Genomic DNA, 19292 nt, shown 5'->3' with positions numbered 1-19292 from the left:
TTAAATGTGGTAGATATAATCGGCATGTTCTTCCATATCAAACGGTGTTTCTTGATACACATAGTAATTGAGCCAATTGGAAAATAATAAGTTAGCATGTGCACGCCAAGTGGAAGGTGGGGTTCGCGATGGATCATCTTTAGGGAAATAGTTCACAGGCAAGGCGATATCCATTCCTTTATGCACATCTCGCTCATATTCCCACTTTAAAGAAAGAGGATCATACTCCGAATGACCCGTTACAAATATCTGCTTCCCATCCTGAGTAGCAACAAGATAGACTCCAGAATCCTCAGATTCCGAGAGAATGTCTAATTCTTCATGCACTATAATATCTTCGCGATTCACTGACGTATGGCGGGAGTGCGGAACATAGAAAATTTCATCAAAACCGCGCAGAAGCTTAATATTGGGCACATTAATGGAATGAGGGAACACGCCAAAACATTTTTCAGGCAATGCCACTTTAGGTACACCAAAATGATAATATAGCCCCGCTTGAGATGCCCAACAGATATGTAGTGTCGAGGTTACATGGGTCTTGCTCCATTCGAAAATGTCTTTCAGTTCTTCCCAATAATTCACTTCTTCAAAATCCATTTGTTCCACAGGAGCACCCGTGATGATTAAGCCGTCAAAGCGGTGTCTCTTAATCTCATCAAATGTCTTATAGAACATATCCAGATGCTGCGCGGATGTATTTTTTGAAGTATGAGATCTCGGATGTAATAAGACAATTTCTACTTGCAGAGGCGTATTTCCGAGCAGGCGAAGAATTTGAGACTCGGTCGTCTCCTTCGTAGGCATCAAATTCAGAATGGCGATGCGCAGAGGACGAATATCCTGCTGATAAGCCCGACTCTCATCCATTACAAAAATATTTTCGTTCGCAAGCACTTCTTTGGCAGGTAATGTATCGGGTACTTTAATAGGCATTTGCATTCACTCCTTCAGAATTAGTCTGCAATATTCTAAACGGGATGCTGGAGGCATACAAAACAAAAATGACCCTTCTCCAAATGCATAGAGAAAGGTCATATCAAAGTATATATATGCGCCTCTCTCATCTCTCAGAGACCAAGGAGCTATGGAACACCCCTTCAGTTCTGCAAGAATTAGCACCGTACGGTTATCGCCGGTTGCCGGGTTTCATCGGGCTGGTCCCTCCACCTACTCTTGATAAGAATTTGCGTATGAAATTTATAAGTCGAATTACCAAAATTTTATCTTGAAATTACTGTATAGCAGAAGTAGGTATCTCGTCAAGAGATTTAACTTAAGTTTGTAAGCAAGTTCACTGCACCAACTGCCCTTTATTTCCATATGTTATCCAAGAAGCTTCAAGGAAGTTTTTCCTTGAACAATGTCATCTTACAGCGCTATACTAGACAAGTGTTACAAGCCCAAAAGCGAAGAGGTGAAGTTGAAATGGAAGGCGACCCGAGTCCGCAGAGCAAGTCCCCGGTATTACAACAGCATAGGATGAGTCAGCAGGATAATGACGGGAGTAGGGGACTCTTTCGTTTCAGCCGCTGATTTCTTTTCCTATGCTCTAAAAAGAGCATAGCCTTCAACCTTTGAAGGCGGAGGAGTGGAACAGATGAAAATTCGCCATGTGAACGCCGGCGTCTTTAATCCTATAGAAGAGATCGAGCTGACCTTAACACCACCAGCTGAAGGATTCTACTGGATTGACGCCGACGTGGAAGATCTTGCCGTGTTGCAACCGATCTTTTCATTGCATGATCTTGCAGTGGAAGATTGCTTAACTGAAGAAGAACAACGTCCGAAGATTGAAATATATGATCACCACTATTTTATTGTTGTTAATAGCATTCGTTTTGATGATGAAGAAATATTCCTAAGAGCCCTCAGTGTGTTTTTGGGTAGACATTATATTATAACCGTGACCAAGCAGAAGATTAGTGAACTACGGGCTGTGAAGCCCATTCTATGGGAGCAAGAAGTTAACGAACCGGATCGTTTCCTCTATCTGCTGATTGACCTTGTCGTAGATAATTATTTCCTCGTCGGAGACCGGATTGAAGACAAGATTGAGCGATTGGAAGAAGATATCCTTGTGCACACCAAACGTTCCCATTTGAACGAAATTATTGGTCTACGCAGTGAAATTCTGTGGCTTAAGAAAATGCTAGGACCTCAAAAAGAAGTTATCAATATCCTGAATAAAAAGGATCTGCGTCTAATTGATGACCAGCTCCAGAAATATTTTAGTGATATCTATGAGAATGCTGTTAAAATCTCTGAGAACTTTGATACCTTCCGAGAACTTATGGGCAACTTACGAGAAGCTTATCAATCCAGTATCGCGAACCGCGCCAACGAGATTATGCGCGTATTTACAGCCATCACAACCATTTTCATTCCGCTTACCCTAATTACAGGAATTTATGGAATGAACTTTGATAATATGCCAGAGTTGCATGGACGATATAGCTACTTCATTGTCATTGGCATTATGATTACTTTAGGTGCAGGGATGTTCTATATCTTCCGCAAGAAGGATTGGATTTGAACGTACCGTAATTCCTCAATATTATAGGTAAGGACGATATCCCTTAACATAGATATCGTCCTTTTTGCTATATCACCTTTCTATAAATAGAAAAGCCCTTTGGAGATCTGTCTGCTAAGATGCCATATTAGACTTTTATCCTGCACTAGTCATGATGACATGTCTCCGGCGATATCGAATGCGAATGAGACGTAATTGCTCATACATTTTCTCTACATCTGCACCTTCCTCTAGATCCATGCCGTATACACGTTGCAAAATAGGCTTAAGGTATGTATCTCCAAGTTCCTCGTAGGCTTTCCACACCTCAGATTGTTCTTCCTCAGACATATGCTGTAGTTCTCCATCTAAAATAAGATCAACTTCATAGCCTTCCTTATCAAGCTCTTCGATCATTTCTATAACTTCACGTCGACTAAGGCCCGTATGTACACATATCTCTTCTATACCTAATCCTTCGGACATGAGGGATTGGAGCTGTCTTCGGAGTCCGAATCTCTCCATCTCTACGCGGTACTTCATTTCCTTCTGCTTATATACCCAAGAACGAGATTCCTCAGGATCTAGGGCCTGCTCTACCCATACTAAAGGGAAGTCATGGGCGCGATCGTCAGTCTGGAGCAGTGCGATTAGCTCAGCACCATACTCAGCCGATTTAGATTCACCAACTCCTGGTAGCTGCATCAACTCCGCAATCGTCTGTGGTTGATAGGTACTAATTAGACGCAGTAACCGGTTACTAGCAATAAGATACGGAGCTTTGCGCTCTGTCTGTGCTCGTCTTCTCCGCCAAGCGCTTAGTTCTGCGAATAAGGCATCGTTCGTGTGGAGTTCACTGTAACAAATTAACTTCTGGGCTTGAGTTGGGCGGCTGCGAGTCTCCGGTTGGTCATGGAACACCCCTTCAATCGATGGGCGAAATCCCTCGCTAAGTTTGCTTGCTAGACGGTGACGGTAGACATGCAGCATCTCAGACCAAGATGTGTCTTCATACCATAACGTCTCTTTTCCTGTGGAAAGCTCCTTCCAACCCATACGCCAAATTCCTTCCTCTTCCCCAATCCACACTTGAGCCCCTTGTAGATGCAAGCCTTCTTCATCACGCTTCTCCATACTGTTCAAAAAAACAATACGCATCCTATCACCTCCTAAATTCAGTACACAACGCAAAAAGCACCCCTTTTGTCCATGGACAAAAGGGGTGCTTCCCCAAAAGTATACTGTTATTCCATATCATACCTTATTCTAAATTAAAGTCAATCTATACTTGCTCGAAAAAATTGTAGCATACCTGTTATAATCATATTACCCGAACATACTTAGGAGGCTATACCTTATGACATTTTCTGATCCGGAACTTGATTTCCTCTCCGATATGAATGAACAGTCTTCGTCTAGATTTGTAACTTTCATTGGACATTCTATGAAGCGCTTTGATCTCGTTATTACAACGACGAACCGCTTCTATGGTAAAAAACTTGTCACCGACTTGCAAGCCGGCCGTACGGCCATTCTCGGTTCCGACGATTTGGAAGAAGAAGGTTATCTAGAACGTATTTTCAGTCTTGAAGAGGAAGAAGGCGAGGAACTTCGTACCTTCTTGTACCAAGTGCTAGGAGAGCCTTATTTTACTGATTAATGCATTACACTCCATACTCGCATCACAAAAAGGCTAACCCTAAGGGCTAGCCTCTTTGTATTCTACTTTTAAATACTCAACGTTTCTCTATTCTACTTCAGCCCGAGATCGGGTACACCATAATAGTATAAACGAGATTAGCACCATAGATCCCGCCCAGATCCAAGCTTGCTTCATATCGTTAGCATCGACCGCCATATAAATGGCTGTAGGTAAAGTCTGCGTGCGACCTGGAATGTTGCCTGCTAACATAAGCGTCGCTCCAAACTCTCCCAAAGCACGTGCACAAGCCAACACGAACCCCGTTACAAGTGAACGATAGGCTAGCGGAATCATGACATACCTTAACAACTGGAATTCCGATGCCCCGAGTGATCTACCTGCTGCTATTAGGTCTTTGTCAATGGAGGAAAATCCATTTTTGATGGTCTGAAATGCCAATGGAAAGGCCACGACCGATGCTGCAATGACGCCCGCTCCCCAGGTAAATACAATAGGCAGGCCAAATAATTTCTCGAACATTTCGCCAACCCAGCTTCGTCTTCCTAGCAGCACCAAAAGTAGAAAACCAACCACGGTAGGAGGCAGGACCAGAGGTAACATGAAGAGCGTCTCTAACAGAGTACGTCCCTTAAACCTTCGTCCATGTATGCCCCAACCAATGAGGATGGCCAGTAAAAAAGACAGGAACCCAGCTAAGAGTGATACTTTTATAGAAAGGAAGATCGGCTGCCAAAATGCGGGTGCCCACACCTCATCCATGGGTAGAAGAAGCAGCCTCCGGCAAGCTGAATCCATTCTTCAAAAAGATTTCCGAAGCCGTTTTGCTTTGCATGAATTCAATGAAAGCTTGCGCCTCTGCTTTATGTTTGGTATCTGACACCAAGCCAGCTGGATACACGATATCGCTGTGAGATTTGGGTTCGAGCGTCAAGGCAGTATCCGTCTTCGTGGATAAGAGTGCATCACTTTTGTACACAAATCCTGCCGCAGCATTCCCTGTCTCCACATAAGTCAGCACTTGGCGGACATCCTTGGCATACACAAATTTGGACTGAAGTGAATTCCATAACCCAGCTTTCGTCAAAGATTCCTTGGCATATGCTCCCGCCGGTACGGAAGCGGGCTCACCCACTGCTATGTGCTGCCCTTCTAATCTGCTTAAATCTTCAAGCGTCTTAGGAGCTTGACTAGCTCCCTTTGGAGTCACCATGACTAACTCATTTCGTAAAATATTGTGAACCGAAGACTTATCTACGCGTTTTTCATTAATTAGCGTGTCCATCTGCTTCTTTCCGGCTGAGAAAAAGACATCGGCAGGAGCTCCCTGCTCAATTTGCTTTTGAAGGGAACCTGAGGCGCCAAAATTAAATGTTACATGAATTTCGGGATGGTCTTTTTGATACAGGGTCTGAAGTTCTGTGAGACTTGTCTTTAGACTTGCGGCCGCCGAGATCAATATCTCTACTTGGGTAGGTTGTCCTGAATTTCCCTCCTGAGCCTTATTCCCCATATCTGCACTTGGACCTGTAGCCTTTCCGCTACTGCATCCTGCAATCCATAGCACCAGCAAAAGCATGCTATACACCTTCACAAGTGGAGTCCTTTTCATCTGATTCCTCATCCCCATTTTCTCTCTACTTGACTGCTTGTATGTTGATTTCATATCTGGCGTTCATGAACTGGATAATACATAATTCCTTCTTGAGACTGCTCTTTCCATGCTCTTCCCTGACGCACCAGTTCGATCAGATGTGCAAGGGCCTCAGACATGGCGAACCGCATCTGATGAATGCCCAGTTTCGTGCCAAATAGAGCTGTACAGACCTCAAATCCGTTATGTGGGCGCTCTTGAAGTAGACGCTCTATGAAGCTTAGTCGCTCTTCGTGATGAAGCAGTAGAGACTCTAACCGTTCCCTGAAATAATCAAAAGGATGCCGATGGCCTGGATAGGCCTTGACTACCGGATAGCCCGCTAACTTCAGCATCCCATCTGTAAAAGACTGTAGCGGCTGTGGATCACTGCCTGGCAAATAACTTACATTTGGCGAGATCTGGGGTAATACAGCATCTCCGCAAAGAATGGTACATGTCTCTTTATCATAAAATGATAAATGTCCGGGTGCGTGTCCACCTGTCTCGATCGGAATCCATGAAACTCCGCCCATCATAAAGGGTTTCCCTTCATCTAGGTAAGATACTCTCGGTTCTGGAAGCACTTGAGATACAAATCCCTCCAAGTGTGCGGGAAGCTGTAGCGTCCATTCGAGAGGCATTCCGTTTTTTTGATAGATACGCGGTAGATCTTGATTGACATGACTGCCACTTCCCCACATCAATTTGGTCTCAGCATGCGCTCGTCTTGACATCCACACTTGTGCTCCCGTAATCGACTGTATATATCCTGCAAGTCCAACATGATCCGGATGATGGTGAGTCACGACTACAGCATGTACCTCATCTGGCTTGAACCCAAGTTGCTTCCAAGCTTCCGACCATTCGGCTATACTCGTCTCTGTTCGGGGTCCTGGATCAATGATTGTAATTCCTTCCTCACCTCGAAGAATATAACTATTCACCCATCGCAGTGGCGGAGCCATCGAAATTTTGACCTGTATAATTCCGTCTTCCCATTCTTTAATCTCAGGCATGATTGTTCATCCTCAGCTTCCTACTTTATAAAAGCCCTTAATAAGCACCTTCATTTCATTCCTATAAAACGCCATGCTTATAGTATGTACTTCCTGCTCTATTCTAACTTCTTTCTCTATGAAACTCAAAAATAAATATAAAAAAACAGCCCATTTTAGAGAGATCCAAAGGGGCTGTTTCGTCCATGTCAATTATTGATTCGTCGTAGTTGCTGCTGCATCCGTAGTTGTCTTTTTAGATACGTTATTCACAATTTTCGCATTCTTCGTTAACTCTTCCATGTACGCAGCTTGAAGCTGAGACACTTGTTGTGAAGCTAGCCCATCTTTAATTTGATCTTTACGTGCTTCGTAAGTTGCTGGTACAGCAGCTTTAGTATCGATCAATTTCACGATTTTGAAGCCTGTTTCTGTCTTGATTACCGGGCTAAGATCACCCTTCTTCAGCTTCGCCACCTCTGTCTGAATGGTAGCTTCCAGCTGAGCCTTCGCTACAAAACCAAGATCTCCACCTTTGTCCTTAGACGCGGTATCAACGGATTTCTCTTTGGCAAGCTTAGCAAAGTCCGCTCCGCCTTTCAGCTGCTTAAGCACAGCATCTGCTTCAGCTTGTGTTGCTACAGTAATGCCAGACAATTTGAATTTCTCAGGAGTATCTAAGGAAGCTTTATTCTGATCAAAATATTCTTTAACTTGTGCATCGGTAACGGTAATTTTGTTGCTTAACAATTTGCGAAGTCTAAGCTGGTTAATTACTAATCCCTTTAGATCATCACGAGTTAGACTACTTTGCGTAAGGGCAGCATCTAATGATTCTTTGGAACCGTACTGATCTTCCAGGTAGCCTACTTCTTTGTTGATCTCTGCATCTGAAACCGTGACCTTTGCTTTGTCTGCAGCTTGACGAACCAATTCATCATTAATCATGCTATCTAAAATTTGTGAGGAGTTGGCATCCTTTTTTAAAATCTCTTTGTATAATTGGTTCTCCGTAATTTTCTCACCATTGACCGTAGCCGCAACATTTTTAGATGTGCCGCCTCCTGCTAAAGGCTTGACCAACATCACGACAAGCACAACGGCTAGCACCAAAGATACAGCCATCCAGATGAGGCTTTGGCGTTTCGCTGCAGTTACTGCTGGATTTCCTCCTGCCGCTTGTTCTGTTAAGTAACTACCTGGTTCTGGCGCCGATGCATTGCGTGCTGCCGCTTCTTCAGAACTTGTAGCCTTCTCATGCACTGTGGTAGCTTCAGTAGCTACGGGCACTTCCGAAGGGGTTACCGGTTCAGAAATATGCTCTGTTTCGTTCTCATTCTTGTGTAGGTCGGAATGTCCCTCTAAAGGTTCATTCAGATTTTTCGGATCTTTATCTTCCATAACTAATTGTTGACTCCCCTCTATTTGCCTTGATTTAATTTCACTTTACCAGATACAAACTAACAAAACCTTAACTTTTCATAAAAAAAACGCATATTTCTTTAAGGAAGCTTTAATCTTTGGCACTTTCATTTTCGATTCAGCTTCAAAAGGTGTACACTATTTCTATACCAGTCTTTAGGAGGAAACCACCATGACCGTAAATTACAAAACTTATTTTGACTCCTTGAAAGAGCAGCATTTGGATGAACTCAAGGAATTGTTGACTATTCCAAGTATCTCCGCTCTTTCGGTACATAAACCAGATATTGCAAAAGCCGCTTCCTGGATTGCAGATGCTTTGACGCGAGCTGGACTTGAACATGTAAAGATCCACCAAACGGAAGGTCATCCAATTATCTATGCGGACCATCTCCATGCGCCAGGACAGCCTACTGTTTTAATCTATGGCCACTATGATGTTCAGCCTGTTGATCCGCTGAACTTATGGGACACACCACCTTTTGAACCCTCAATTCGTGATGGCAAGCTATATGCACGCGGAGCTACGGATGACAAAGGACAAATGTTCCTTCATATCAAGGCGATTGAAGCGATCTTAAAAGAAGAAGGCACACTTCCTGTAAATGTGAAATTCGTCATTGAAGGCGAAGAAGAAATTTCAAGCCCTCATCTGCCAGGCTTCCTTGACCAACATCAAGAAGAGCTCAGTACAGATGTGATCTTAATCTCCGATACTTCTTTATTTGAAAAAGGACGCCCTGCGATTAGTACAGGACTTCGGGGTCTTTGTTCGCTGGAAGTGTCGGTCCATACAGCTAACACGGATCTTCACTCCGGTACGTTCGGCGGGGGAGTACCCAATGCCCTGCATGCCATCGTAAGCTTGCTTGCTTCGCTACATGATGACCAAGGCCGCATAGCCGTGGAAGGATTCTACAAAGGTGTGCCTGACCTAACTCAAGAAATGCATGAAGAATTTGAGAAACAACAATTCAACGAAGAATCACTTCGACAAGACCTTAGCCTTGACTCCCTATATGGAGAAGAAGGATATTCTTTCGTTGAACGCACAGGTGCACGACCTACCCTCGAACTGAACGGTGTATATGGTGGTTTCCAAGGAGAAGGCTCTAAGACGGTCATTCCTAAAGAAGCCCATGCCAAAATTACATGCCGCTTAGTAGGCCACCAAGATCCTCAAGATATGCTTGATAAAATTGAGGCCCATCTTTGTGCTCATCTTCAGGCGGGAGCGAAGCTTGAAGTGAAGCAAATGGAACGGGCTAATGCGTTTATCATTGATCCCTCCAATCCTTATTTGCAAAAAGCAGCCGATGCCTATGAGACCGTGTACGGTACTCGTGCACTCTTCACCAAAGACGGCGGCTCTATCCCGATTGTGGAGACCTTTACTCGCGTTCTATCCGCCCCCGTGGTCATGATGGGCTTTGGTCTTCCCGATGAGAATCTTCATGCTCCCAATGAGCACTTTAACTTAGAGAACTTTGATTTAGGCTTGCTGACCATTGTAGAATACTTGAAATCACTTTAGTAATCTATCGGATACACCTTGCCAAGATACGTATAATGATTACAAAAAAACCTCTCTACTCTTCTATTCCAGAAGATATATGGAGAGGTTTTTTTATATTAAGATCATTACGATGCGGTATTAATCAATTCGAATCACGAGCAAGCAGGCCAACATGAATCTTTATGACCGCCTTCTTGATTTTGCCTGACTCCCCCATACTGGGTCTATGTAGATCATGCGGGAAAAAGACAGCGAACATGCCCGGGTGGAGCGTCAGTAACACTTCATTTTTAGCAGGAGTATAAAGGGCATATTCGCCCTCTGCATCATAAGGTTGAAGAGGCTCCATATCTGCTACAAGCGGAGCCCAACCCAGGATCTCTTCGCCTTCAATTAAATAATGCACATCGATATAAGATTCGTGCTTCTCTGCTACTTGTTCATCAAGCGACTTGGCATCTATTTCCATAATGGATACGTAGATGTCATCCCCTTGAATATCCGTACGTCCAACTTCGGGCTGCTGCTGCAAAAGCCGTTCCAATTCCTCAATTGCCTGCGTAATCACAGGGTGCTCGAACCGAGCATGAGTACTCCAACAATGACGTGAACCTAGAATCATGTCTACTCTCCTTACAGCAGCTTCACGCTTACAGACTGAGAAGTGCTTTCTTTATTAGTAATCGATTCTTGTTTCGTTCTTTTGAAATATTCTACATAGAGTACATCCAGTAGATATAACTGCGAGATCTTAGCAGACAGTGATCCCCCTTGAAGGGGCCCTTCATTTACTCCGCACAGTAACGTAATATCCGAATAAGAAGTTAGCGGAGATTTCTCAAACCGCGTAATTGATATAACGGTAGCTCCGCGCTCTTTCGCCTTCTGCGCGACCTCAATACTATCTTTCGTTGAACCCGAGTAGGAGATGATTACAGCAACATCTTGCGGAGTCATAAGTGCAGCCGACATCATTTGAATGTGTGAATCCATGGAACATTCCGTCTTATTGGTAATCCGCATAAATTTAATTTTGGCTTCCATTGCAGTTACTAAAGAAGATCCTACGCCGAAAAATAAAATCCGTTCTGCATGGATGAGATGCGTAATCGCTTTATCTATCGTGTCTATGTTAATAAGATTAAAGGTTTCATTGAGGGCGATAATGTTCGTAGATAATACCTTTGATGCGACTTGATCCAATGAATCATCCATAAGAATCTGATCTGTAAGCTGTGGGACTTCATTCTCTACAGCAATGCTATGGGCCAGCGCAATCTTAAAATCCTGATACCCCTTGTAACTGAGCGATTTACAAAAACGAAAAATACTTGACTCCCCTACACCACAAGCATCAGCTAGATCAGTAATGGACATATAGACTACTTTTTTAGTGTTATCCAAGACATAGTCTGCTACCTTTTTCTCGGTATTGGTTAGGTTGTTATACTTCGAATGAATCGTTGAAAAAATACTGATGGCTCGCATGATATCCCTCCTTCCCCTTGTCAATTCTTAACGTAAAAATAATGAGGCAGCACCTAGTAATCCCGCTTGATTTCCTAGGGAAGCTTTGACTATACGTACGTTCCTAAAGCTTTCCATAACTAAGGATTTCGTACGCTCTTCCACCCGATGCACTAACGTATCTTGTTCCATAACACCGCCACCTACTATGATTGCCGCAGGGTTAAAGATATGAATGAGGGAGGCAAGTCCAACCGATACTTCATCAATCCAATCATGCAGGACCTGTTGGAGTTCTTCATGTCCCTGATGAATGGCATCAAATAAGATCTTTCCATTCGTGCACGTCCCGTCAATCTTTTGAGCGTTTTTTACGAGCGCAGTGGTGGAGGCAAAAGTCTCATAAAAGGAACTTCTTATCCCTTCATTTTCGATATGAGACAAGGGGTGCGTGAACATATGTCCAAATTCGGCGGCTACCCCGCTCGCCCCTTTGTAGATTTGACGATTAATAATAATCGAACCGCCCACTCCAGTACCAAAAGTAAGGCACAGAAAATCATTGAAATTCTGAGCAGCCCCAAAATGGGCCTCACCTAACGCCGCAGCATTTACATCATTCTCTATTCTAACAGGTTTGTTGAATGTTTCGGATACCATATCTCGAACTCGCATACCTGTATAAAAAGGAATGTTTTCATTAGCATACACGATAAATCCTTCTTCAGCATTGACTTGCCCCGCTGTACTAATAGCAATCGCATCATACTGAGTATCGTCATATTCATAGATCATGCTAAGTAGTCTAAGAATGACATGAGGACCGCCTTTATCACTTTCGGTAGGATACTCTCTGAACTGCTCCACGTTACCAAGTTCGTCTGTAATGCCCATTTTCGTGTTCGTACCGCCGAGGTCAGCTGCTAGAATTTTCATACTCGAATGTCTCCGATCTATCTCATTTCACCTACTTATTTTACGGATTGCATGAATCTCTGAGTAATCTCCATCGGTCTTGTAATGGCGGAACCTACCACTGCGGAATGTACCCCAAGATCATACATTTTCTTCAGCTCTTCCGGGGTAGAAATGCCACCTTCCGCGATTACCGGAATCGTTAGACTATGGACCATTTTCTCTGCCATTTCAAAATCAGGCAAAGCTCTACCCTTTGTAGCTTCGGTATAACCGCTTAGCGTAGTTCCAATACAGTCAAAACCCAGTTCCACAGCTCGTGCTGCTTCTTCATAGGTAGAGCAATCGGCCATGAACAATTGGTCTTTGTATTTCTCTCTAAGTACAGGGAATAGTTCTGAAATGGTGGATCCATCCGGTCTAATCCGATCGGTAGCATCCATCGCTATAATATCCACGCCTTCTTGATATAACTCGTCAACTTCTTTTTGTGTAGGGGTAATGAATACGGGACAATTCCCGTAAACCTGCTTAATAATTCCGATAATAGGTAGATCCACGTGTTGTTTGATTTCTTGGATGTCTGCAACGCTGTTCGCCCGAATTCCAGATGCTCCGCCTAGACTTGCAGCGTAAGCCATTCTTCCCATAATAAATGGACTATGGAGAGGTTCTTCCGGTAATGCCTGACAAGAAACGACGAGTTTACTCTGGATTTTCTCCAGCATACTATTTTTATTATTCATCCGTCACAGCTCCACGTTTATTATTTATTCTTTGACAGCTCCGGCCGTCATGCCTGAAGTGAAATAGCGTTGGAATAGTAAAAAAATGACTAACATCGGAATGGCCGCAACCGTAGCACCCGCCATTTTATATGCAAAATTCGGATTCAAATCCTGCATGAGCGTCGCTGTACCTACCATTAACGTCTTCATATTTTTCTCTTGACCTACAACCAACTGCCATAAGTAGTCGTTCCATACTTGAACAAAGTTCAAAATGAAGAGTGCTCCTATGCCGGGCTTCACAATCGGAAGCATGATGCGGGTGAAGATTTTCCATTCTCCAGCGCCATCAATTCTTGCGGCTTCTCTAAGCGCATCTGGTGTTGTATCAAAAAATCCTTTCAGCAGGAACACCCCAAAGGCTGCAGCCACGTTTGGCCAAATCATCCCACTGTAGCTATTCACCATACCGAAGTCTTGAATGATCCGGAACAAAGGAACGATCATAATCTCTTTTGGAATCATCAGACTCGACACAAAAATGATGTAAATGATATTTCTACCTTTAAAATGAATTTTAGAAAAGGCATATGCAGCCATAGCCCCTAGGATGATCACTAGAATGGTAGAAATGCCTGAGACGTACAAGCTGTTGAACGCCCAGCGCAGTGCAGGTTGATCTCTAAAAATATCAACGTAGTTCGAGAAAGTTACGGTGGAGGGCCACCAGTCTGGAGGCATCTTTACCACATCTGAACTATTCTTCAGGGAACTCGTGAATAACCAATATAAAGGAAACAAATTCAATACTGCGAAGAGGACAATGATCGCATTCGAAGCAATATCAAACGTTTCCATTCTTTTCTTGTTTTTCATGTTCGCCATGGTGTTGTTCCTCCTCACTTCGCTTTAAGCATGGTTCTCAACTGAGGCACTGACAATAATAATGTGATAATGAACATAATTACGCCTACGGCAGAAGCCGTACCAAGCTGATTGTATTTGAACGCATTGTTGTAGAGATAATACATCAAGGTTACCGATGAGTTATTCGGCCCGCCGCCGGTTAAAAGCTGGATGACCACGAATATTTTCAGCACAGCAATGATGTTAATGATGGTGATATAGACGGTCGAAGGTTGAACGGATGGGATTAATATTTTGCGAATGACTTGCCACCGGTTCGCTCCATCGATCTCAGCCGCTTCGAACAGATCTTTTGGCACACCAATCATAGCAGCAATATACAAGATAATAGCTTGGCCGACATTCGTAGCAAAGGTAACAAAGATGATGATAGGAAGTACAGTCTTCGTATTGCCTAGGAGATTAATATTCCCGAGTCCTGAATCCCTTGCTAGAAAGGAGATTAGGCCGTTGGCAGGGTTGAGCAAAAAGCTCCATACCATACTCATAACCACCATGGAGACCATGACTGGAATATAGTAACTTCCTCTAATAAAGGATACATATTTGGCATTCTTATCGAATACGGCGGAAGCTACGAATAGTGCGAATCCAACCGTTAAAATCACGATAAAGATTACGAATATAACCGTATTGAACAAGGCTTTAAAAAATACAGGATCGTGAAACAGGGTCATGTAGTTATCCAAACCTACAAACTTCTCATTTTGATAATTGATTCGGTAGAGACTGAGCCTCATCCCCTCAAGAATGGGATACACAAGAAAGGCCAAGAAAACAATCATCTGAGGCAGAATGAACAAGTACCCGGTGATATTTTCTTTGACGGTGTTATTACGCAGCATTCTCATATCTGTTCACCTTTCTAATTAGCAGCCCTGTCTCCACTTGGGATTCAGGGCTATTAATCGTGTATTCTTTATTCGCTAGGTATTAAGGATTGAAAATGACGGAATTCTTTTTATTGTCTTCAATAACTTTGTTACCGTTAGTCTGATAATCTTTCACCACTTGCTCCGGTGTCTTAGCGCCTGTATAGAGTGCTTGAAGTTCTGGATATAGCACTTCTCTCAATTGGCTGTATCCTGGTACATTTCCAGTAAAGTTGAACATGTACTTCGCATCAGCGTCATAAGCTGCGAACAATGGATTCTCACCTTTAAGAGCGTCTACCACGGAACTTCTTACAGGAATACCATTCTTGGAAGATTTCACGAGTTCAGGATCACTAGAGAAGAATTTAACAAAATCTTTTGCTACTTCTACTTTCTTCGGATCCTTAGATTGGAATACGCTTGCTCCTACAACATAAGTGAATGCTAGCGGATCGCCACTTTCTGAAGGAATGTTAGCAAGGCGCATATCAAATTTCGGTGATGTGCCCTTGTCCATGTTTACTTTAGAGTTAGTGAACAATACTGGATTTGTGAAGCTTATCCCTAACTGCTGATTCTGGAACATGGCATTCGCATCATTCGAAGATACGGATTCCGCACCCGGGTTCGTATATCCGCCATCATAGAGTTTTTTGAGCCATGAAGCCGCTTTGACGCCATTCGCATCATCAAGAATGATGTTTCCTTTATCATCAAAGAACTTGTTGCCGAACGTTCTGAGGTAAGCCAAGTTCCAAGTATCCCCTTGATTGTTCACGCCATATAACGCCATCGGGTAAGCATTTGGATATTTATCTTTTGGCAGTTTGTTCTTCAAACCGTCTAGAATTTCCTGATATTCAGCCCATGTCCACGTTTTGATCTCGTTTGCTCCGCCAAGATATTTCTCTAGACCTGCAGCCTTGAACATATCCGCGTTATACACAAGTGTGCCTGGGTTATGCTGGAACGGATAGAAGTAGACTTTATCACCGAATGTTGCGGCATCCCAGTAACTTTTGGCGATATCGGTTTTGGATTTGTCATCGACGATATCATCCAAAGGAACTAGCGCACCACGGTGAACATAATCGCCCATCGGGAATATACTTTCAAAGAATACATCCGGAGGTGTACCACCGCTTAAGTTAACGTTAAGCAGTTGATCCCGCTGATCAGCAGCAATCACTTCAACTTTTACATTAGTTTTATACTTGGTATATTGCGCAGTGAACTTCTCAGCCGCTTTCTTGAAGAAGCTATCATAATCTGCACCTTGTTCCGAGGCATTAAGCACGCCTTTCCACTGTGGAGTTAACCATACTGTGATATCAACCTTATCTCCACTGGATGTAGATTCGTTACCAGAGCTTGCATTATCCTTACTTCCGCAGGCCGATAGGACAGACATTGTCAAAGCAAGTACAGCAACCATAGATATTAAGCGCTTTCTTTTCATGGGTAAGCCTCCCTTATGTGAGTAAATTATGCTTGTGAATATGTTGATGAATACATTGTGCCATCCTTCGATGTCCATCTTCGTCCAAGTGCATATAGTCGATCTCATTCATGATTACGTGACCTTTCGCATCGGCAAAATGAATGCCCGTTCCTTGAAGCAGCGCGGCCAGATGCTGTGACAGCTCCTCTGATTTCTCACTACACCCCTTACCCATCGCTTGTCCAATGGGCGTATGCACGTAGGAATCCCGAATGGGAGGAGGAGCAATGACTAGAACTTCAGGTGATTGTCCTGCATGGCCTGAGTTGGTTGCTTTCGCTTTCACAGCAAGCCTAACGATTCCCTGAGCGATATTGTAAGCCGTTAATCCGAATCGCTCTTTCGTATCATTCGTCCCAAGCATGATGATAACTAGATTCAATGGAGCATGGGACATAAGGCAAGGGTGGATATAAGATAAACCAGACAAGCCCTCAAACAAGGGATCTTCATGAACGCTGGTTCTCCCACTTAGTCCTTCTTCTAACACTTGAACAGATTTACCTAATGCAGTTCCTAGCAACCTCGTCCATCTGGTAGAGGTATCGAAACGTTGATTCGTTGCCGCATCATATCCCCATGTGTTGGAGTCTCCAAAACATAAAATGGTATGCATATTGTTAATCATCTACAAAATTGTTCGATCGCCTGATCAATCGTCTTCACGATTGCGTCAATGCTTACGGTGTCTGCCTCACTGATGCCTTCAAGGGGGGCACGTACACTCCCAATATTCACGCCTCTTCTATTCAGCACTTCCTTAATTACGGCATACATCGAACCATTCATTGAGCACAGCCCAATAATGATGTCATTAATCTTACTTTGAATCTCCGTAGCTTGTTGGAAGTTACCATTCTTCACAAATTCATTCGCTTTCAAGAAAAGTTCAGGCATAGCGGCATACGTTCCGCCGATTCCTGCATCTGCGCCCATAATGCGCCCTGCAACAAATTGTTCATCTGGACCATTGAAGATAACGACATCTTTGCCACCCACTTTTTTGAAACGCTCAATATCCATGGTAGGCATGGAGGAATTTTTCACACCGATGACTTTTTTATTCGTAAGAAGTTTCTCGAACAAAGCAGGAGTCAGAGTATATCCTGTAGTCTGCGGTATGTTATAAATGATGAATTCTAATGGAGTTGCTTCAATAATGTCGCTCCAATATTTATAGACTGCGCTGTCAGGTAATCTGAAGTAGATCGGCGGAATAGCCGACAAAGCATCATAGCCAAGCTCTGCCGCATGTTTCGCTAACACGATGCTATCTCTAGTAGATGGAGCCCCGACATGAGCAATCAATGTCATTTTTCCTTTTAAATACTTTGCAACAAAAGTAAGTACGTCTTTACGCTCGTCCAGACTCTGATAGATGCACTCTCCGGAACTTCCTCCGACATAGACTCCTTGAACGCCTTTTTCTAATAGATAGTCACACAACGCTTGAGTCCGAGACTCTGAAATATTCCCTTCATTATCGTAGCAGGCATAAAAGGCAGGTATAATTCCGTGAAATTTGTCTAATGTCATATGTGCTTCCCCCTTAGTGGTCGATAACGCTTACATGTATTAAGGTATCACGATCTTTTGTATTTGTAAATTATTTTCTTCTTTATTTATAAAATAAAAGAATTTTCCACCAATTATAAAATGAAGGTTCCAAATTCATTATCTAAGAAGGGTACATGCTTATATTTATCCTTTCAATACGATGATAAAAAGCCCTTCCGATTGTCATCTACCAATCGGAAAAGCTCTTTTTACCTACCTCAAATCTTAAGTTCCCCAAGCTTGATCAGCTCGACAACGGCTTGCGCACGGCCTTTAACGTTAAGTTTCTGCATGACATTCGAAATATGGTTTCGAACTGTTTTCTCGCTGATAAACAGCTGCCCTGCAATATCTCTTGTCGTCTTATCCTGCACAAGCAGTTCGAAAACTTCCCGCTCACGATGTGTTAATAAAAATTTACTGTTGCGATCGCTGCCCTTCAAAATGTGTCACCCCTCCTTGCTCGGGTTTTGTGGTTTAACAAGTAAGGGATACAGTCAAGACATATTATGAGAAGGCTAAGGCAATGGTGCGGTACTTCAATAAAATTGGGCGCCAGGCCCTCATTAGAAAGATTGATCAATTTAGTATTGACGCTTCCCTCAGGTGCGCTTATGATATGAAAGTGATAATGATTATCATTAACAGGTAGAATTGGATAGAATTTAACTTTTTTAATATAATTGAACAGGAGTGTCCTATATGAAATTCCGTTATGCCGCACCAACTATGGCTTTGATGACTACTTTGCTGCTATCCGCTTGCAGTTCTGGTGAAGAGAAGGCTGCAGATATGCCTAAGGCGAGTACGCCTGCAGTATCTACAGAGACCACTACACCCGTCGATCCAAGTGAAACCTTCAAAGACGCTGTCAGTCAGTATCGTACGTATGTCATTCAAGAATGTGATGCCTTTGTTACGGAGACGGATAAATTCGTGAAGGCTGTGAACAGCGGGGATATTGACTTGGCGAAGCAACTATACGCACCGGCTCGTACACACTATGAACGTATCGAACCTATAGCAGAAGCCTTAGGTGATCTCGACCCGAACATCGATGCCCGCGAAGGAGATGTTGCGGCTGCCGACTTCCGTGGTTTCCACCGCATTGAGAAAGCCCTTTGGAAAGATAAGTCCGTCAAAGACCAGAAGGAGTTTGCAGATCGTCTCCTGAGTGATGCCAAACTGCTTCGTGCGAAAGTAGAAACGGTTGATATTCAGCCTTCTCTACTCGTAACGGGTGCTGTGGAACTTCTGAACGAAGTCTCCACTTCCAAAGTATCTGGAGAGGAAGAGCGCTACTCTCGTACAGACTTATATGATTTTGCAGCAAATCTTGAAGGTGCGGACAAAATCTATGAACTTTTGAAGACTCACTTGGCTAGCAAAGATGCGGACTTAGAGAAACAAATCGGAGATCGATTTGCAACGCTTAAGGCAGAGCTGGATAAATATAAAAAAGGTACAGGTTATGTATCTTATGATCAATTGAAGCAAGAGGAAGTTCGCAAACTTAGCCAGAACCTCGATGCTCTGGCAGAACCATTGTCTAATATGGGCAAATTGTTGGGAGTGTAG

General features: G+C 43.3%; 21 protein-coding genes and 1 riboswitch. Of the genes, 5 read left to right on the top strand and 16 right to left on the bottom strand.

Annotated features, from left to right (window positions below; genetic code table 11):
- Complete coding sequence (gene metA, locus J2Z69_RS15835) at window positions 1-936, bottom strand: homoserine O-acetyltransferase MetA (protein ID WP_209864761.1); 936 nt, start codon at window positions 934-936, stop codon at window positions 1-3.
- A gap of 124 nt (window positions 937-1060) precedes the next feature.
- A riboswitch (SAM riboswitch) is annotated at window positions 1061-1186 on the bottom strand.
- Between the two features lie 170 nt (window positions 1187-1356).
- Between metA and J2Z69_RS15830 the strand changes: the two genes are divergently transcribed.
- Both J2Z69_RS15830 and corA read left to right on the top strand, forming a co-directional pair.
- Window positions 1357-1536 (top strand): hypothetical protein, encoded by a 180-nt coding sequence (locus J2Z69_RS15830; RefSeq protein WP_209864758.1) that lies wholly within the window; start codon window positions 1357-1359, stop codon window positions 1534-1536.
- Between the two features lie 64 nt (window positions 1537-1600).
- On the top strand, window positions 1601-2536 hold the full coding sequence (gene corA, locus J2Z69_RS15825) for a magnesium/cobalt transporter CorA (protein ID WP_209864755.1): 936 nt from the start codon (window positions 1601-1603) through the stop codon (window positions 2534-2536).
- 135 nt (window positions 2537-2671) lie between these two features.
- Here the strand turns inward: corA and J2Z69_RS15820 are convergent, their stop codons facing one another.
- Entirely contained in the window at window positions 2672-3673 is a 1002-nt protein-coding gene (locus J2Z69_RS15820) for an HRDC domain-containing protein (RefSeq protein ID WP_209864752.1), read from the bottom strand.
- A gap of 199 nt (window positions 3674-3872) precedes the next feature.
- Here J2Z69_RS15820 and J2Z69_RS15815 point away from each other — a divergent pair, with 199 nt between their 5' ends.
- Window positions 3873-4175, top strand: a complete 303-nt coding sequence (locus J2Z69_RS15815) for a DUF3055 domain-containing protein (RefSeq protein ID WP_209864749.1) — start codon at window positions 3873-3875, stop codon at window positions 4173-4175.
- Between the two features lie 87 nt (window positions 4176-4262).
- Here the strand turns inward: J2Z69_RS15815 and modB are convergent, their stop codons facing one another.
- The 4 genes from modB to J2Z69_RS15795 all read right to left on the bottom strand — a co-directional run bounded on the left by modB (window position 4263) and on the right by J2Z69_RS15795 (window position 8207).
- Window positions 4263-4937 carry a molybdate ABC transporter permease subunit gene (modB, locus tag J2Z69_RS15810; RefSeq protein ID WP_209864747.1) on the bottom strand — a complete coding sequence of 225 codons (675 nt, stop codon included), beginning with the start codon at window positions 4935-4937 and terminating at the stop codon, window positions 4263-4265.
- On the bottom strand, window positions 4930-5787 hold the full coding sequence (gene modA, locus J2Z69_RS15805; protein WP_209864744.1) for a molybdate ABC transporter substrate-binding protein: 858 nt from the start codon (window positions 5785-5787) through the stop codon (window positions 4930-4932). The genes modB and modA overlap by 8 nt, the downstream gene beginning before the upstream one ends.
- A gap of 50 nt (window positions 5788-5837) precedes the next feature.
- Complete coding sequence (locus tag J2Z69_RS15800; RefSeq protein WP_209864742.1) at window positions 5838-6827, bottom strand: MBL fold metallo-hydrolase; 990 nt, start codon at window positions 6825-6827, stop codon at window positions 5838-5840.
- A 192-nt stretch (window positions 6828-7019) separates the two neighbouring features.
- Window positions 7020-8207, bottom strand: coding sequence for a peptidyl-prolyl cis-trans isomerase (locus J2Z69_RS15795; protein ID WP_209864739.1), 1188 nt, complete (start codon window positions 8205-8207; stop codon window positions 7020-7022).
- Window positions 8208-8400: 193 nt separating this feature from the next.
- Between J2Z69_RS15795 and J2Z69_RS15790 the strand changes: the two genes are divergently transcribed.
- Entirely contained in the window at window positions 8401-9762 is a 1362-nt protein-coding gene (locus J2Z69_RS15790; RefSeq protein WP_209864736.1) for a dipeptidase, read from the top strand.
- Window positions 9763-9886: 124 nt separating this feature from the next.
- On the opposite strand, the gene J2Z69_RS15785 is transcribed toward J2Z69_RS15790, so the two are convergent.
- The 10 genes from J2Z69_RS15785 to J2Z69_RS15740 form a co-directional block, all read right to left on the bottom strand.
- Window positions 9887-10366, bottom strand: coding sequence for a NanQ anomerase/TabA/YiaL family protein (locus tag J2Z69_RS15785; RefSeq protein WP_209864733.1), 480 nt, complete (start codon window positions 10364-10366; stop codon window positions 9887-9889).
- Between the two features lie 11 nt (window positions 10367-10377).
- On the bottom strand, window positions 10378-11232 hold the full coding sequence (locus J2Z69_RS15780) for a MurR/RpiR family transcriptional regulator (RefSeq protein WP_209864730.1): 855 nt from the start codon (window positions 11230-11232) through the stop codon (window positions 10378-10380).
- A 27-nt stretch (window positions 11233-11259) separates the two neighbouring features.
- Window positions 11260-12147: an ROK family protein gene (locus J2Z69_RS15775; protein WP_209864727.1), complete on the bottom strand. Its 888-nt coding sequence runs from the start codon at window positions 12145-12147 to the stop codon at window positions 11260-11262.
- A gap of 35 nt (window positions 12148-12182) precedes the next feature.
- Window positions 12183-12872 carry an N-acetylmannosamine-6-phosphate 2-epimerase gene (locus J2Z69_RS15770; RefSeq protein WP_209864725.1) on the bottom strand — a complete coding sequence of 230 codons (690 nt, stop codon included), beginning with the start codon at window positions 12870-12872 and terminating at the stop codon, window positions 12183-12185.
- Window positions 12873-12896: 24 nt separating this feature from the next.
- A complete protein-coding gene (locus J2Z69_RS15765) occupies window positions 12897-13739 on the bottom strand; it encodes a carbohydrate ABC transporter permease (protein ID WP_209864722.1) in 843 nt (280 codons plus the stop codon).
- A 14-nt stretch (window positions 13740-13753) separates the two neighbouring features.
- Entirely contained in the window at window positions 13754-14632 is an 879-nt protein-coding gene (locus tag J2Z69_RS15760) for a carbohydrate ABC transporter permease (protein ID WP_209864719.1), read from the bottom strand.
- Window positions 14633-14714: 82 nt separating this feature from the next.
- Window positions 14715-16115 carry an ABC transporter substrate-binding protein gene (locus J2Z69_RS15755; protein ID WP_209864716.1) on the bottom strand — a complete coding sequence of 467 codons (1401 nt, stop codon included), beginning with the start codon at window positions 16113-16115 and terminating at the stop codon, window positions 14715-14717.
- 13 nt (window positions 16116-16128) lie between these two features.
- Window positions 16129-16773 (bottom strand): SGNH/GDSL hydrolase family protein, encoded by a 645-nt coding sequence (locus tag J2Z69_RS15750; protein ID WP_209864713.1) that lies wholly within the window; start codon window positions 16771-16773, stop codon window positions 16129-16131.
- 8 nt (window positions 16774-16781) lie between these two features.
- A complete protein-coding gene (locus J2Z69_RS15745) occupies window positions 16782-17693 on the bottom strand; it encodes a dihydrodipicolinate synthase family protein (RefSeq protein ID WP_209864709.1) in 912 nt (303 codons plus the stop codon).
- 239 nt (window positions 17694-17932) lie between these two features.
- The gene (locus J2Z69_RS15740; protein WP_068620025.1) at window positions 17933-18157 is read right to left on the bottom strand and encodes a helix-turn-helix domain-containing protein; all 225 of its coding nucleotides are present in this window, start codon (window positions 18155-18157) and stop codon (window positions 17933-17935) included.
- Between the two features lie 259 nt (window positions 18158-18416).
- Here J2Z69_RS15740 and efeO point away from each other — a divergent pair, with 259 nt between their 5' ends.
- Entirely contained in the window at window positions 18417-19292 is an 876-nt protein-coding gene (gene efeO / locus J2Z69_RS15735) for an iron uptake system protein EfeO (protein WP_209864706.1), read from the top strand.

It is taken from the genome of Paenibacillus shirakamiensis (assembly GCF_017874255.1).
In the GTDB taxonomy this organism is placed as follows: Bacteria; Bacillota; Bacilli; order Paenibacillales; family Paenibacillaceae; genus Fontibacillus; species Fontibacillus shirakamiensis.
The sequence above is the reverse complement of the archived record's forward strand: the minus strand, read 5'-3'. Positions and strand labels throughout refer to the sequence as shown.